The sequence below is a fragment of the Leptospira venezuelensis genome (assembly GCF_002150035.1).
In the GTDB taxonomy this organism is placed as follows: Bacteria; Spirochaetota; Leptospiria; order Leptospirales; family Leptospiraceae; genus Leptospira_B; species Leptospira_B venezuelensis.
Window position 1 is genome coordinate 454,470 of record NZ_NETS01000011.1, and the last position, 15,991, is coordinate 470,460.

13 protein-coding genes are annotated in these 15,991 nt (G+C 37.9%); 6 read left to right on the forward strand and 7 right to left on the reverse strand.

The features are described from left to right. Positions 1 to 6: 6 nt before the first annotated feature. On the reverse strand, positions 7 to 1,422 hold the full coding sequence (locus B1C82_RS18315) for an OmpP1/FadL family transporter (protein ID WP_086449353.1): 1,416 nt from the start codon (positions 1,420 to 1,422) through the stop codon (positions 7 to 9). A gap of 271 nt (positions 1,423 to 1,693) precedes the next feature. Between B1C82_RS18315 and epsC the strand changes: the two genes are divergently transcribed. Beyond that, positions 1,694 to 2,590 (forward strand): serine O-acetyltransferase EpsC, encoded by an 897-nt coding sequence (gene epsC, locus B1C82_RS18320; RefSeq protein WP_086449026.1) that lies wholly within the window; start codon positions 1,694 to 1,696, stop codon positions 2,588 to 2,590. Between the two features lie 36 nt (positions 2,591 to 2,626). Here the strand turns inward: epsC and B1C82_RS18325 are convergent, their stop codons facing one another. Both B1C82_RS18325 and B1C82_RS18330 read right to left on the reverse strand, forming a co-directional pair. Then, positions 2,627 to 4,336, reverse strand: coding sequence for a family 2A encapsulin nanocompartment cargo protein cysteine desulfurase (locus B1C82_RS18325; protein WP_086449027.1), 1,710 nt, complete (start codon positions 4,334 to 4,336; stop codon positions 2,627 to 2,629). Further along, positions 4,323 to 5,264, reverse strand: coding sequence for a family 2A encapsulin nanocompartment shell protein (locus B1C82_RS18330; RefSeq protein WP_086449028.1), 942 nt, complete (start codon positions 5,262 to 5,264; stop codon positions 4,323 to 4,325). The genes B1C82_RS18325 and B1C82_RS18330 overlap by 14 nt, the downstream gene beginning before the upstream one ends. A gap of 435 nt (positions 5,265 to 5,699) precedes the next feature. On the opposite strand from B1C82_RS18330, the gene B1C82_RS18335 reads away from it, so the two are divergent. Then, positions 5,700 to 7,004, forward strand: coding sequence for a COG3014 family protein (locus B1C82_RS18335; protein WP_086449029.1), 1,305 nt, complete (start codon positions 5,700 to 5,702; stop codon positions 7,002 to 7,004). Here B1C82_RS18335 and B1C82_RS18340 read toward each other — a convergent pair. Further along, positions 7,001 to 7,564, reverse strand: coding sequence for a penicillin-binding protein activator LpoB (locus B1C82_RS18340; protein ID WP_086449030.1), 564 nt, complete (start codon positions 7,562 to 7,564; stop codon positions 7,001 to 7,003). The genes B1C82_RS18335 and B1C82_RS18340 overlap by 4 nt on opposite strands. A gap of 105 nt (positions 7,565 to 7,669) precedes the next feature. Here B1C82_RS18340 and B1C82_RS18345 point away from each other — a divergent pair, with 105 nt between their 5' ends. Together B1C82_RS18345 and B1C82_RS18350 are read left to right on the forward strand one after the other, a co-directional pair. Continuing rightward, positions 7,670 to 8,509, forward strand: a complete 840-nt coding sequence (locus B1C82_RS18345) for an AraC family transcriptional regulator (protein ID WP_086449031.1) — start codon at positions 7,670 to 7,672, stop codon at positions 8,507 to 8,509. A gap of 78 nt (positions 8,510 to 8,587) precedes the next feature. Then, entirely contained in the window at positions 8,588 to 9,145 is a 558-nt protein-coding gene (locus B1C82_RS18350) for a YbhB/YbcL family Raf kinase inhibitor-like protein (RefSeq protein WP_086449032.1), read from the forward strand. Between the two features lie 84 nt (positions 9,146 to 9,229). Here B1C82_RS18350 and B1C82_RS18355 read toward each other — a convergent pair whose 3' ends face one another. Beyond that, positions 9,230 to 9,475 (reverse strand): hypothetical protein, encoded by a 246-nt coding sequence (locus B1C82_RS18355; RefSeq protein WP_086449033.1) that lies wholly within the window; start codon positions 9,473 to 9,475, stop codon positions 9,230 to 9,232. A gap of 201 nt (positions 9,476 to 9,676) precedes the next feature. Here B1C82_RS18355 and thiM point away from each other — a divergent pair, with 201 nt between their 5' ends. Then, positions 9,677 to 10,462 carry a hydroxyethylthiazole kinase gene (gene thiM / locus B1C82_RS18360; protein WP_086449034.1) on the forward strand — a complete coding sequence of 262 codons (786 nt, stop codon included), beginning with the start codon at positions 9,677 to 9,679 and terminating at the stop codon, positions 10,460 to 10,462. A gap of 17 nt (positions 10,463 to 10,479) precedes the next feature. On the opposite strand, the gene B1C82_RS18365 is transcribed toward thiM, so the two are convergent. Next, positions 10,480 to 11,118 (reverse strand): LuxR C-terminal-related transcriptional regulator, encoded by a 639-nt coding sequence (locus B1C82_RS18365; RefSeq protein ID WP_086449354.1) that lies wholly within the window; start codon positions 11,116 to 11,118, stop codon positions 10,480 to 10,482. 19 nt (positions 11,119 to 11,137) lie between these two features. Then, positions 11,138 to 14,278 (reverse strand): ATP-binding protein, encoded by a 3,141-nt coding sequence (locus B1C82_RS18370; RefSeq protein ID WP_086449035.1) that lies wholly within the window; start codon positions 14,276 to 14,278, stop codon positions 11,138 to 11,140. 232 nt (positions 14,279 to 14,510) lie between these two features. Between B1C82_RS18370 and B1C82_RS18375 the strand changes: the two genes are divergently transcribed. Further along, positions 14,511 to 15,788, forward strand: a complete 1,278-nt coding sequence (locus B1C82_RS18375) for an acetyl-CoA hydrolase/transferase family protein (protein ID WP_086449036.1) — start codon at positions 14,511 to 14,513, stop codon at positions 15,786 to 15,788. Positions 15,789 to 15,991 lie beyond the last annotated feature (203 nt).

Sequence of the window (15,991 nt, forward strand, 5' to 3'; positions counted from 1 at the left end):
ATCATCTCAATCAAAAGATTTTACAGCCCCAATGCTGAAAGATGGAATTCCGGCTCTTGCATTATAGGAATATCCGGTTAAGTTCGCATTACCTACATTTCCTACTGCGTGAGAAAGATCCCAGTCGGTTCCCTTTCCACCTTCTATCGTCTTCCTAGGAATATTATAACTTGCCGCCACGTCCAAACTCCAGCTGTCGAACAAATAGCTGAAACCAGCAGAAACAATATCAGTAAGTGAGAAAAATCCACCAGTAGTGCCACCTAAAGCATTACTTTTTACTAATGGAGAATTATAAGAATATCCTCCTCTAAGTATCCAGGAAGAAGATGCCTTATATTCCACCCCCAAAATGGCCGCCCACTGGTCTCTGAAATTTAAATGTGCGTCTGCAGAACCTGTTTTTCCCAAAGGAGTAGGAAGCCAGGGATCTTCTAAAGTTTGGTTGGCTTTTCTCAAATACGAACCGTAATTTGTATATACGAAATCCAATGCAAATTTTAGATTTTCAGGTCCAAATGCGAATCCAAATACATGTTTTTCTGGAAGATCGAAAGTATAAGAAACGCCTGTCTTGCGATAATAATTCGGATCGTTTGTACCAATGCTATATCCGCCGTTTAGTGGAATTCCTACATGAGATTGATATGCGTACGCAACACGGAAAGAATCGGAAAAAGAATAATTCGCCCCTAAGATCCCACCTACTGCGAATGCATTTTTAGAACTTTCATAATAATATCCTTGGCCAGGGATCTCAATATTGCCTGTGATATCATAATATTTCTGATTTAATTTTTGGGTTCCATAAGCAAGTTCCACACTTCCGCCTAAAGATAAATTTCCGAATTTAACAGAGAGACCATTTACTAATTTAAACACTGCGAATGTATTCGAATTAGATTCTTTGATCTGTTTTGAATTTCCAAGCGGTCCGGGTAAATTTACATCTGCCCATTGGTTCACAGATTCTCCAGTAGGAGTATTTCTTGTGATCTTATCAACTCCGCCGGAAGCTCCACCCGGAACATAAAATGTGACTCCATAATTTATATTTTCATTAACTGGAAGTTTAAAAGCAATATAAGGACCAGGACCAACTACATTAGTCGTTTTATCATTTTCATATACAAGTTCTGGATTCGGATCCTGGAAACGGTCTCTGTATCTGTTCTGGATAAGAGAAGCACCCAAACCAAATTCTAATTTTTTACCTTTGACCAAAGATAAATTCGCCGGATTCAAAGCAACATCCACGGGAGAACCACCAAGTGCGTAGCCTGCTCCAGCAAGACCTAAATATCTTGAATTAATCGCGTTGAAGTATAATCCATCAATCGCCAAAACCTCCCCACTCCCAAAAACAAATAGTAAGAATATTATAAAAATAGAATACTTACTTCGGACAAAACCTTTCTGCATTTCTTTGCCTCCCTGGACCTTGAATAGTAAAAGTCTCCAAAAGAGTTTCGCCATAGCATCAAAAAAATCCAATAAAACGAACCCAAGTAATCAAAAGAGAAGAGTATATTAACCAACTAACCTATATAATTAAACATTAAGATCAAATTAATACGATTAAAGCAGAATTATATTTAATATATTAAAATAATAATAGATTTAATAGAAATATAGATAGAATATATCTATTATAACAGATTTCATTCCTTCAGCAATCTGTTAGGAGAATCAAATGGGAATCCAAGAAACGAATGGAACACCTCAAATCGAGCCAAGTTTGGAAGATACCTATCGAACCTTTTTAGATTCTATATTCAAAAAACAGAATGAAGATCCTCATCGATATGGAGGGAGACAGGTCGCTGGACAATTCGTCCAAGAATTATTCGATATTCTTTTTGCTGGATTTTTCTCTGATCTAAACTTTAGAGATCGAACTCAGGTAGAAGATAGTATCTCTCGTTTTCTTTTAGACGCAAAGAAGAAGTTGCAGCCGTACATAATAGGATCCAATGGTCCTGAGATCAATTGGGTACTTTCAGAATTTAAAAAAGAATTACCCTTACTATATGATCTTATCTGGAAAGATGCAATCGCTGCTTATGAGGGAGATCCCGCAGCAGAAAGTGTCAAAGAAGTTATACTCGCCTACTCAGGTTTTTATGCAATTGCAGTTCATAGAGTTGCACATGTGTTACATCGTCTAAGAATCCCGATCTTTCCGAGAATGCTAAGTGAATTTGCTCACGAAAAGACTGGGATTGATATTCATCCAGGAGCTAAAATAGGGAAATCATTCTTTATGGATCATGGAACCGGAATCGTAATCGGGGGAACTTCAGAGATAGCAGATAATGTTAAAATTTACCAAGGTGTGACCTTAGGAGCACTCTCTGTCAGTAAGGACCTCGCAAGTATTAAAAGACATCCTACAATCGAGGAAAATACGATTATCTATGCAGGAGCAACCATACTGGGCGGGGATACAGTCATCGGAAGAAATAGTATCATAGGAGGAAATACTTGGCTCACCCAAAGTGTCCCTCCTTATTCTGTAGTGTATCAGAAAAACGAGATCCGGGTAAGAAATTCAAAAGAACTAGACAATGTGATCGATTTTTCTATCTAAAGAAGATTGATTCGAACTTATTTCCGGATCCGACCCTCATAGAGGGCCGGAAGTCCTTCCGCCCTTTAGATCATAAAGAGCTCTGATAAGAGCATCTATATCTTCGCAAGTATTATAAAATGCTAAAGAAGGTCTGACAGTACTTTCTAATCCGAATCTTCTCAAAATGGGCTGCGCACAATGATGTCCTGATCTGACCGCAATTCCTTCTTGAGCTAAATATCTACCTACATCTTCTGTTTTAAAACCTTCCAACACGAAAGATAATACTCCAGCCTTTTCGGGTGCAGTTCCAATCATCTTTAGGCCAGGAATCCTGTTCAGCTCCTTGGTTCCATATTCCAAAAGAGAATGTTCATATTCCGCAATACGGACCATTCCGAATTTATTTAGATAATCGATCGCCGCACCTAAACCTACTGCATCTGCGATATTACCTGTCCCTGCTTCGAAACGAAATGGAGCCGGTTGATAAACGGTTCTTTCAAAAGTTACATCTTGGATCATATTTCCTCCGCCTTGCCATGGAGTCATTTGATCCAAAATTTCTTTCTTACCGAATAAGACTCCTATTCCAGTTGGAGCAAACACCTTGTGACCGGAGAACACATAAAAATCGCAGTCCAATGCTTGCACGTCGACTGGCATATGTGATATTGCTTGGGCACCATCCAATAATACTTTGGCACCTTGTTTATGTGCCAGTTCTATCATTGTCCCAGCCGGAGTGACTGTTCCCAATGCATTAGATACTTGAGTGAATGCAACGATACGAGTTTTAGGAGTGAGCAATCTCTGGTATTCACTTAAGATGATCTGTCCAGTTTCATCTACTGGAATTACCTTTAGTTTAGCTCCCTTCTCAGAACATAACATCTGCCAAGGAACAATATTTGCATGATGCTCCAGCCAAGAGATTAGTATCTCATCGTCTTTACCGATATTCTGTCTTCCCCAAGTCTGGGCTACTAGATTGATCGCTTCAGTAGCACCTCTAACGAATACAATCTCCTCGGTAGAAGAAGAGTTCAAGAAACCCTTTACCTTCTCCCTTGCAGCCTCGTACGCATCAGTCGCTCTCGCGGCTAAAGTATGAGCTCCCCTATGAATATTTGAATTCTCATGTTTGTAAAAATGAGAAAGCCTATCTATTACTTCCTGAGGTTTATGAGTGGTAGCTGCATTATCCAGCCAAACTAAATTTCTACCGTTCACCTTTTCTTCTAAGATTGGAAAATCTTTTCTGGCATAACTCAGATCAAAATTCCCTGAAGAAATATCTACAGAAGGAATAAGGCTTGGGTTGAAACTAAAAGGATCCGAAATTTGAATATTCTGGGCCTTTGAATCGAAGGATCTAAATTCATCTAAAAAAGAGAATGGAGAATTCTGTCCAGGCAAACCTAGTCCGGAACCCGGAATATTCAATCCTCCGGGAAATATAGGAACTCCAACGCCTGACAATCCTAGATCCGGAACTCTGGTATACCCAGTCCCAGAATTCGAAGTCCAAGAATTTTCTCCGGAAGTGGCTTCTGCCCGAGAAATAATCCCTTGGGTATTCGATGGAATCTCATTTGGGATTTTAGAAGAAGAAAGAACCAATTCATCCACGTTAGACCTGCTTGGTAGAGGTCCGAAAATATTCTTGGACCATTCTGCGATCAAATTGGGATCTATAGGTGGCGAATCCTTCCAATTCGAAAATTCTCCTGGAAGTTCCGGAGAAAAATCACTTGTACTCATAATAATTGCCTACATCCACGTTTTCTAAAACCGCAATAGCATCTTCGGTTAAAACAGCGGCAGAACAATAGAGAGAAATTAAATAAGAACCGATTGCAGAACGATTGATCCCCATAAACCGAACAGATAGGCCTGGAGTTTGTTCTCCTGGTAATCCAGGCTGATATAATCCAATCACACCTTGTTTCTTCTCACCGACTCTCAAAAGAAGAATATTAGTTGTCCCACCTGGAGTCTTAGGAGCAGTTTCTCCTCCTACTAAAAGTTTATCCGTAGGAATAATAGGAAGTCCTCTCCAAGTTAAGAATTGCGCTCCGAAAAGAGATACAGTAGCCGGCGGAACTCCCCTACGGGTACATTCTCTACCGAAAGCTGCAACTGCCAATGGATGTGCTAAGAAGAAAGAAGGTTCTTTCCAAACTTTAGAAATAAGTTCGTCCAGGTCATCCGGTGTAGGAGCTCCCTTTCTAGTTTGGATCCTTTGCTTTTTATGAACATTCTTCAATAGTCCGTAATCTTCATTATTGATTAACTCATTTTCCTGGCGCTCTTTAACACTTTCGATAGTAAGTCTAAGTTGCTCCTGAATCTGATCGTGAGGGTTGCTGAATAAATCTGAAACTCTGGTATGAACATCCAGCACAGTGGATATTGCACTTAATGTATATTCTCTTGGTTTTTCTTCGTAGTCTACGAAAGTTTCAGGAAGAGGTTGTTCGTCTTTTTGTCCGCAAACAACTTCGACAGAGGTATTGTCCTTTACTCTGTTCACTCTTAAGGTTCCGGACTCTAAAGGTTTCCAATCCAATAAACGAACCAACCAGCGGGGAGTGATTAAATCATACTGTGCATTTGTTTTAGTTGTATTTGCAAGCTTACGAGCTGCGCTATCTCCCAAAGAATGTTGCGGAATGCTGTTTTCAGCCATATAAAAAACTCCTGATTAGCTGAATGTTTCGCTCCCTTATATTTATTTATCGTTTAGAAACAAAAAAGGGATATAGATATCGAAATAGATCCGTTTAATATATTTTAATGAGTTATAAGCATATTAAACAAATTAAATGTACCAAAATAGCCTGAAACATTCGTTCCTGTTGGTATTCGATAAGTAACAAAATTGGGAAATACTTTTTTATTCTTTTGGGAAATTAATAAGAACGAAGGATCTCAAAGAAATCATATAGAGTGAAGTACAATAAAACGAAAATAAATTTCCAGAAGATAAAATGAATCCATTTAGATAGAAATTTCAGACAGTTTATTCTATAAAATGTATCTTATTTAAACGAAAGAAAATGCAAAAATATATCTTTTTCTTCTTCCCATCTAATGTCCCCACCCTATTACTTCTAACTACCGTATGGCGAAAAATTTCCGGAAATTAGGTAGCATTCTTCTTCTACTTTTATCTTTCTGCGTTTCCTGTTCTTCTCTTTTGAAAAGAGAAGATTATGCACCTGCCAAAAAAGAATGGGCCAAAGGAAATCCCAAATCAGCCTTAGAAAGTTTCCCCTCAAGAGAGAAAGGGACTTTTATTACAGCTCTTGAAAAAGCTATCCTAGGTTTTTATACCCAAGAGAACGATATCTCAAAACTGCAAGATATCGCAGAAGAGAACAAATCCAGACTCAGATTTAGTGCGAGCAGAGAATTACGTTCCTTCTTCTATTCGGAAACTCCTGAAGGTTATTATGCATCCGAGGCAGAAGTTATCTTCCTTCATATTCTATTAGGTCTTTATTATGCAAAGAAGGAACAATACGAAGAAGCTTTAGTAGAAGCAAGATACGCTTCTAACTTATTAAATGGAGAATGGAGTGCAGAAGGTCAATTTGATGATCCTAACTTAAGGATATTACTCGCTTCTCTTTGGACTGCATGCGGGGATTGGCAGGAGGCAAAAGTAGATTTAAGAGCCGCGTTAAGGCTTTCTCCAAAATCAGGTTGGCTTAGACAATATGCTTATTCAGAGCAGGCTCCCCAAAATATCTTTTTAGTATTCGGAGGTCCTGGGCCAGAACCTTTTATGGATCCTGAAACAAACTTAAATTTGGTAAGAGGGCTCAGAAAATTAGGATTTCAATTTAAGGGAGAAAGAAGTGAACTTTCTTGGGTTGATCTGGAAGGAAATCAGGACAAACTACACTTAAGCCCTTCTACCCAAAATTGGTATCAAAGACATCTAGACAGAGATAATTCTATTCATGAGATTATTGATGATTCTAAATATTTTCAATTAGTTACTCTTAGCACAACTAAACAAGCATCCATCTTAGCAGCAAAAATCGCAGGGAGTATCGCAGTGGGAAGCGTTATAGTTGCGTTAGGAGGAGGAATCATGTATTTAGGATTGGAAATTCATTCAAATGAGATAGGAGCTATCGGTTTAGTTATCGCAATATCCGGAGTTAAGCTGGCTGCAAAATGGATAGATAGATCGATCCAGACTTCTAAGAAAGAATTTGCGGAAGATATAGATATTTCAGCAAATTACAGATATGTCCGTTTTTTACCCGAATATCTTTGGTTTGGATCTTCTAAATCTAATTTAAGATTTCCTAAAATAAAGGAGAAACAATCCGGAACGGAAATTTTACAAATTTCTACCTTTGGAAAAATTCCGGTTACTTTTGGTTTTTATCCGGATGTAAAAACAGGAAACTAAAGTCCATAACCTTCCATATTACTGACTTTCAAAAACTTTTTATCAGATTGCCAAACAATCTCACTCGATTCCACACTAGTTAAACGAAGAGTGATCAGTATATATTGGATCTTCTTCCCATTTTCATAATTCACTAAATCATTTAATTCACCGCTTAAACGGTAACTTGGGGATTTCAATTTTCCAAAATCCAATTTGGTTTCGGACGACGTAATTCCTGATTTATTCAAACTGATCTCATCCAAAGAAGCTTTTCTTTGAGAGGTATCCACAAATGGGATTTTATTAGAGGTTAAGTTTGTAACTATCTCATTTGCTAAAATTTTAGTCTCTATATGTTCGGAAGTATTATTTTTGAATTTTTGGAGTTCGATATAACCCTTAATTGAGTCCTTTTTATAAAAATCGGAAAGTGAGACGCTCATATTCTGCACAGTTTCTCTAACTTCCAGGACCCCCCATTGTTTTGTGCCTGCGGCCTCACCTGGATCCCGATATTCTACGCTCGCGCAATAATAAAAATTTAATATGATGAATGTAGGAAGAAGATAGAATTTCATATACGAGTTGAACAGTATCTTCACCTAAAAATACGAAAAGCAAAAAACAAAAATCTTGCCATTCCTTTAAAAATAGTCAGTCTAAGACAAAACCCAAGAAAACCTATGAAACGTTCCATCATATCAAAAGAAGGGGTCGGAATCTCGGCCACAGTGATCCAAAGAAGAGAATTATATCTTTCCAGAGTTATTACAGATCTACCCACCCTTGTATTTGTCAAAAAAGGGATCAAAAGTCTAAAACAGAACGATCTTGAATTGGATATCAAATCTGGAGAGGCTGTAGCGATTGCGGGAGGCCAAGCATTCGATGTGATCAATCGGCCTGATAATGGGGAATTCGAGGCGGCATGGATTGCATTCCATCCAAATGTGATCCGAAATTATAAACCAAACGATCAAAACCTGAAAGATATAGAATCTGCATTTATTTTTTCTAATATACTTTCTGGATTTTCAGACGCATTTCAACTCGCAAGAGAATCTATTACCACAGATAGATTAATTTCTGAACAGGTTGCGATCCATAGAGCAACTGAGATATTGATTTGGCTAGGAGAATATGGTAGAAAATTTAAGTTACCTTCTGCTGAAGGTACCTCGCAAAAGGTTCGATCCTTCGTGAGTGCAAGTCCTGCAAAAGACTGGTCCGCCATTGAAATTGCTGATCGTTTAGAAATGAGCGAGGCTACTTTAAGAAGAAGACTTTCTTCGGAACTTTCTTCCTTTTCTGAAATATTAATCGATGTCAGAATGTCATTTGCTCTTTCCCTATTGCAGTCAACGGATAGAAGTATAGGAGAGATCGCAAGGGAAGTAGGATACGATTCCGCATCCAGATTTGCGGTCCGATTTCGGGACAGATTCGGATATTCTCCCACAATGTTAAGGAGGGAAGCGAGTCGTGATCGGAACGGCACAATCCTTGATCGGGTCCGGACATAAGGTCCTTTTTTTCATAAATTTGGAATGCATAGTTAGATTTCCGATGTTATTCTGCAACGCGTAGAACTCGGAGGTTTTATGAAGAAATTCCTATCGTTTCAAAACGGTATATTACTTTGTGTTTTATTCTTTGCTGGATCCGCGTTTGCCGGCGACTTAAAGGTCACTAGCTCCGCCCTCAAAGAAGGAGGAACAATCACTAACACTCATGTATTTTCAGGATTCGGATGTTCCGGAGAAAATAACTCTCCTGACTTACAGTGGTCAGGCGCTCCAAAAGAAACTAAGTTTTTTGCTGTGACTGCATACGATCCAGATGCTCCTACTGGAAGTGGATGGTGGCATTGGACTGTGATCAATATTCCTGCCTCTGTCACAAGCCTTCCCGCAAAAGCAGGCAACGATAAAGGACCTCTTCCTGCTGGTGCTGTCCAAGGAAGAACTGATTTTGGTAAACCTGGATACGGTGGACCTTGTCCTCCGAAAGGTGATAAGCCTCATCGCTATATCTTCAAGGTATTTGCACTAAAGGATAAGATTGATCTGGATGACGAAGCTTCCGGCGCTTTAGTTGGATTTTACATCAATTCCTTAAAACTTGCAGAAGGAAAATTGACTGCTAAATACGGAAGATAATTTTCTTTTTCCGAAGTCGGGAGAACCCGGCTTCGGATATTTACGGGAATAGATAATATTAGAAAAACAAAATCGATCTAAAAATTATTCTGCGTTCAATAGAGTAAGCGCAATCTCTTTAGAACAATCATACGCTTCTATATCCAGCACGAAATCATCGCCTGAGGTTATATTTGTCAAGATCTCGGTACCACTACTTCTCAACTCACCGGTGATTAGGTGATCTAACTGCATGTATTCTACATTACCAATTCCGAATGTATATCCATGCTCAGTAAGTATGATCATTTTGTTCGACTTCTCATTGATGCCGGCGATCCTTCCTTTCATTATTCCTCCCTAATGAAACTAGATAAAAATGGTTATAAGTATAGACGGATCATATAAAAAATCCCTACACTATGTCTTACGATTTCAAAAAAATTCGCAAAAAATATTAAGTTAAATGTTAATTAGCCGACCTATGGCCATGAGTCTCTTGAGTAATAGATCGACTTTTTAAACGAGTCCAAACTAGTATACATTGTAAGTATGTCAGCCTCAGATATAATCCAAAAGACCTGGCCTTCATCCGAGATCGTATCGGATCTAGCGGAAGTGCGTAAACATGCACCTCTTACCCACGTTATCACGAATATTGTTGTAACAAATTGGACTGCGAATGTCCTTCTGGCAGCTGGAGCTTCTCCTGCTATGGTCATCGCTGAAGAAGAAGTTTCCGATTTTGCGGCAATAGCGGGAGGAATGCTGATTAACGTTGGGACCATCAATAGCTTTGATGCCAAATCAATGAAGTTAGCTGCAATCGCTGCCCAAAAAGCTAAAACTCCTTGGGTTTTAGATCCTGTTGCAGTAGGCGCTCTTAGATATAGAACTGAAATCGCCAAAGATCTTTTACAATATAAACCGACTGTCATCCGAGGAAATGCGTCAGAGATACTTGCTCTTGCAGGTGCTGCAGGCGGAGGAAAAGGTGTGGATTCTACTGCTTCATCTTCTGATGCAATTCATTTGGCGAAAGAACTGGCAATCAACACTGGAGCGGTCATTGCAGTCAGCGGAGAAATAGATTATATCACAAATGGAAAAGCGACCATTGCTGTACCTGGAGGTCATATTCTAATGACCAAGGTAACAGGAGTTGGATGTTCTTTAGGAGCATTGATGGCATCCTTCTTAAGTGTTCAAAAAGATCCATTACTTGCAGCAGTTTCCGCATCGGCTGTTTTTGCAATCGCAGGTTCCAGAGCCGCAGAAAGATCTTCTGGCACGGGTAGTTTTGCCGTAGCATTCTTAGACGAACTAAGTAATCTATAGGCGAAAAACCAATTAGTTTACGGTAATAAACCTATATCGCTCGCCTTTCGCACCAATTCTGCTCTATTATGTACATTCAGCTTTTTGTATATATTCTTCACATGATGCTGGACGGTATATTTACTGACTTTTAAGAATTCGGCAACTCTTCCGATCGTTTTCCCTTTTACCATTTCATCCAAGATCTGCTTTTCTTTAGGAGTCAATTTAAATTCTCCAGAATAATCCTTTTGTTTAAAACTATTCAATACTCGAAATGCAATAGTAGGTGTAATAATTGCTCCTCCTTTCAGGACAGTATCGACTACATCGGCAATATCTTTCAGTTCTGATTTTAGAATATAACCTATCGCACCGTTCTTTAAGGATTCGTAAATCAGTTCATCTGAATTCATATTAGAGAGCATAATTTTAGAAATCTCAGGATCTCTTGCAGATATTTTTCCAGCAAGTTCCACTCCATTCATTTCAGCTAACATGATATCCAGAAAAATAATATCTAAGGACCTACCCTTTTCATCTTCCCAGAAAGATTCTGCGGATTCCCAATGAAACACTCCACCTATCTCAGGAATAGATTCCAAGGTTTTTAAGATCTGGTCTTTAAAACTTTCGTCGTTTTCTACAATTCCTACTTTGATATCTGAATTTTTCATGATCGTATTCACACCTTATTTATTTTACGGAAAAATTTCCGGCTGGGATATTTATTTTTATTTTATACATATTTTCGACTAAGGACATTTCAACTTTTCCGCCGAGGCCAGATATCCGATATATCAGATTTTCTGTTCCTCTTCCTGTTTTATGTTTTTTCAAATGATAAGAAGACTCTACATTCATTTCCGTGATCAGATGTCCGTTTTCCAAATAGAAATTCCATTTAGCTACACCTTGGCCATATTTTAGATCGTTATTGGTGATCTCATTTACAATACTATAAAGTTCTATAATAGAAGTTTCCTTCCGCTCTTCTTCAAAAAACTGAAGCAACTCTTCTTGGCATTCAAATTCTAAGTCCCTTTCCACATCAGAATATCTTCTGAGTAAAACTAAGTTGATCCCTGTGATAAAATTCTCAGATAATAAACCTAAATCTTCTATCTTCAACATTTGTTCTCTTAAGATGTAGATAGATTGATTTACAGCTTCGTTGATCTTTCTAAAGATTGGTCTATCTTCTTGGTTTTGAGAAAGTAATTCTTCTGATAAAAATTTTAAATCAGTAAGTTTTCCACCCAGGTGATCGTGTAAGTCGATATTGATCCTTTGCCTTACGTTATTAACTGCTTCTCTTTTTTCGTTTTCTTGGTTTAGACGACTTTTGTGCCCATCTGCCAAAGCGAGTAAATTATTGATCCTTAAAATTAATTCTTCAAAATCGAAAGGTTTAAGTAGATAATCATTTGCACCATTATTCAATGCTGCCATCAGATCCTTGTCCTGATTTTTTGCTGTCAACATAAGAATAGGAAGTTCCAATGTGCTAAGTGTTTTACGGATCTCTCTAGCCGTGTCTAAACCGGACATTTTAGGCATCATCACATCTAAGATAACAACATCGAATGCCTTATCTTTTTGTAAAATTTCTAGGGCTTCTATTCCGCTTTTCGCAGTGACAGAGGAAATATTTCTTAAAGAAAGATAGTTTTGTATTACCTGCAAGTTTACAGGTTCGTCGTCTACTACCAAGATCCTAGAATTCTTTTCTGAATCAGCGGATTCATTTTGTAGGGCTACAGTTGAGTTTGGATGATTCCCTTCTTTATAATTTTTTAATTCTTTTCCATCGGATTTTTGGATCTTTCCAGAAACCAAAGGGATTGTAAAATAAAAGCGGGAACCTTGTCCAGGACTGGATTCTACTCCAATTTCTCCCCCATGCAACGCGACCAAGGCTCTACTGATTGAAAGTCCTAGTCCTGCGCCAGAGCTATTTTTAGCGTCTCCTCTTTCGACCTGTTCAAAAAATTCGAATACCTTTTGGTGTTCCGAAGGATCTATTCCAATCCCCGTATCCGAAACGCTGATCTCTGCGATCCCAAGTGCCTTGATCCGAGCACTGACTACGATTTCTCCCTTTTCAGTAAATTTAATCGCATTACTCACTAAATTTTGTAAAATTTGTTGTAGCCTATTCTCATCCGCAAGTAAGTCAGGAAACTCAGGTAAGATCGCATTTACTAATTTAATCTTAGTTTGATCTGTAGAAATCCGATTCAACTCCAAGGTAAAATTAACAGCTTGGTACAAATCCACTGCTCTTAAATTTAGATTTAAGTCCTTATGTTTTAATTTAGAAAAATCTATTATATCATTTACTAAACTAGAAAGCCTTTGCCCGCTTGTGACAATCATTCCCAATTGTCTTTCTACCGATTGAGACAATGGACCACCTACTCCTCTTTTTAAAGAATCGGCAATCCCTATAATACCTTGTAAAGGAGTTCTTAATTCGTGAGAAGTATTTGCTAAAAATTCATCCTTTAGTTTATCCAAAGAGATCAATCTTTGGTTGGATTCTTTTAGATCATAAGCTAGTTTTTCTGAAAGTTTATAGGCGCTTGTAAATCTTTGAGAGACCATAAAGGCCTGTGCCACAAAAAATGAAGCTATTCCGTAAGAAGAGAAGTATGCAGTATTTATGATCATATTCGCATACAATATGTCGTTTGCAACAACTACGAAAAATAGAAGAAAGAAGAATAAGCCTACATCTGCACCTAACTTCTTATTTCTCATCGCTTTCCAAAAAACGTATACTAGATAAAAACAAGCTATCGTGACTAAAATCCCAAAAATAGAAATAGTCTTGGAATATACGACTAAAGGAGTGAACAATACAATAAAAGATAACCCGATAACAATACTAATTAAAAATCGAATTACTTTTTTGTTTATCTCATCCGGATATAATGTTCGAATGAATAACGGAAAGAATATGGCAATCAAAAAGCTAGATATTAATTCCAGTCTATATCCCCATTCAAAATCAAAATTAGGAAAGATAGAATATAATATTCTTTCTCCAGTGATCAAGATACGAATGGTCGAACAGATCGTCAGAATTCCATAATATAGAGTAGAAGTTTCTCTTCTTAAGAATGCAAATAAGCTAAGGTGATAAAGACCTAAAACAAAAAGTCCTCCCCCCACAAACAGATCTAATCTGACGTTACTTTGACGTATTGTAACCAGATCTTTTCTTTTCCCTATAAAGATCTTTGCCCACGGACCGCCTTTAAAATGTGCAAAATTGGAAATCTCTATCGCAATTTCGTTTTCTGTTCCTAAATCAAATATTTCACTGACTCCTGGTCTGTATAAAGGTTTGCTTGTTTCGGGAGTTTTTCCAACCACTCCGCTTGAGATTACTTTCTTTCCATTTATATAAAGTGTGTAAGATGTGGAAGCCTCCAACATCTTGATTGCCATATCCGTCTCCGGTTTTTCTAAACGAAGGAGAACTTTATAAGTTGCATATCCAAACCCAGGATACTTTTGATCTTTATTTTCATTCCAAACATTCGGAACATCTCCGAATTTGATTTGATCTTTTGATTTTAGAGAAAGATCTAGATCGGTCTTTAAAGGATTTTTGATCTCGGAAAACAATTGAGACCAATAAAACACCCAATCACCTTCTATACTTAGAGGTTCCTCTTTTCCAAAATCCCAATCTTTGCTTAGATCCAATATTCCATTTTCTACTCTTGGTTTTTTCTTTGAGGAAGATCCTGATCCACAACCCGAACTAAAAATTAGTATTAAGATCAGCAAAACTCCCTGGAATTTTTGAGAGAAAACGGAAACCATCTACACTGATTCTTCAGACCATTCCAGATTTATAAACCTTTTTAATGTTTCAGCTGAACATTCAGGAAAGAAATAGAAGTAGCAAGGTTCTCCCTTATTCTAGGGATTTTTTGGATCCAGCGGACCTTCTTCTTATATTCCTCTAAATGTCAAAACTTAAGAAATATCAACACATTCTCCAAAATTTTGTCCCTTGACTTCTAGTTAGCAAAAATTACAAAATTCTTCCGATATGGATTTACATTTTGTTTCCCCGAAAGAAGCGGTTTCAGAGATCAAAAACGGCCAAAGAGTTTTTATTCACAGTGTATATGCTGCTCCAAAACTCCTGATAGAAGCATTAAGCGCCAGAGCTTCCGAATTACAAAATATCGAGATGGTCCACATCCATACGGAAGGAGAAGTTCCATATGCACAAAATGGAATGGAGTCTTCATTTCATACAAACGCTCTATTCGTAGGCGCAAACATGAGAGAAGCTGTGAAAGAAGGAAGAGCGGATTATCTACCCATCTTTTTAAGCGAGTGCCCTTCACTTTTTAGAAAACAGATACTTCCGTTGGATGTGGCTCTTATCTCAGTTTCCCCTCCTGATAAACATGGGTTTTGTTCTTTAGGAGTTTCAGTCGATATAAGCAAAGCAGCCGTAGATTCAGCGAGCATTGTAATCGCTCAAGTGAATCGTTTTATGCCAAGAACTCACGGAGATGGAATTATTCATATAAATAAGATCCATAAATTAGTAGAAGGTAATATACCTTTATTAGAATCAAAACATACTGCACCGGATCAAGTAGAAAGTAAAATAGGAGAATATATTGCTGGTCTTGTAGAAGATGGAGCCACTCTTCAAATGGGAATAGGCGCCATTCCGGACGCAGTTCTTACTTGTTTACTAAATCATAAAGATCTTGGAATTCATACAGAGATGTTCTCAGACGGTGTTATTCCATTGGTAGAAAAAGGAATTATCACTGGAAAAAATAAAAAAATCCATCCAGGAAAGATAGTAACTGGTTTTGTAATGGGAACTAGAAAACTATACGATTTTGTGGATGATAATCCCGAAGTTGTATTTTTAGATATAGGTTATATCAACGACACTGCTAATATTCGCAAAAATCCTAAAGTAACCGCAATCAATTCTGCTATCGAAGTTGATCTTACGGGACAAGTTTGCGCGGATTCTATCGGAACCAGACAGTATTCTGGAGTGGGAGGACAGATGGATTTTATCCGAGGTGCTTCTCTTTCAGAAGGTGGTAAGCCGATTATAGCACTTCCTTCAGTAACTTCTCATGGAAAATCAAGAATTGCTCCAATTCTACAACCTGGCGCAAGCGTAACCACCACAAGAGCAAATGTTCATTATGTAATCACTGAATACGGAATTGCCGATCTTTACGGCAAAAATCTAAAACAAAGAGCAAAACTACTTACACAAATTGCCCATCCAAACCATCGAGAATCTTTGGAAAGAGAAGCATTCGAACGGTTCAAAGGATTTTAATTCTCAAAATCGAAAAAACCAATACACATTCTAGTATACATTAGAATTTCATTAAACACTAATTTATTGACATTCTAATTTAGATCTCCATCATCCTCTTGACAATTATCAAGACCGTTTCGAAGGAAGAAAAAGTCGGATTACTTGCGTTTCGACATTCCAATCTGAATATGGAATTTATCCTTCACGGAAAAAACCGGAGA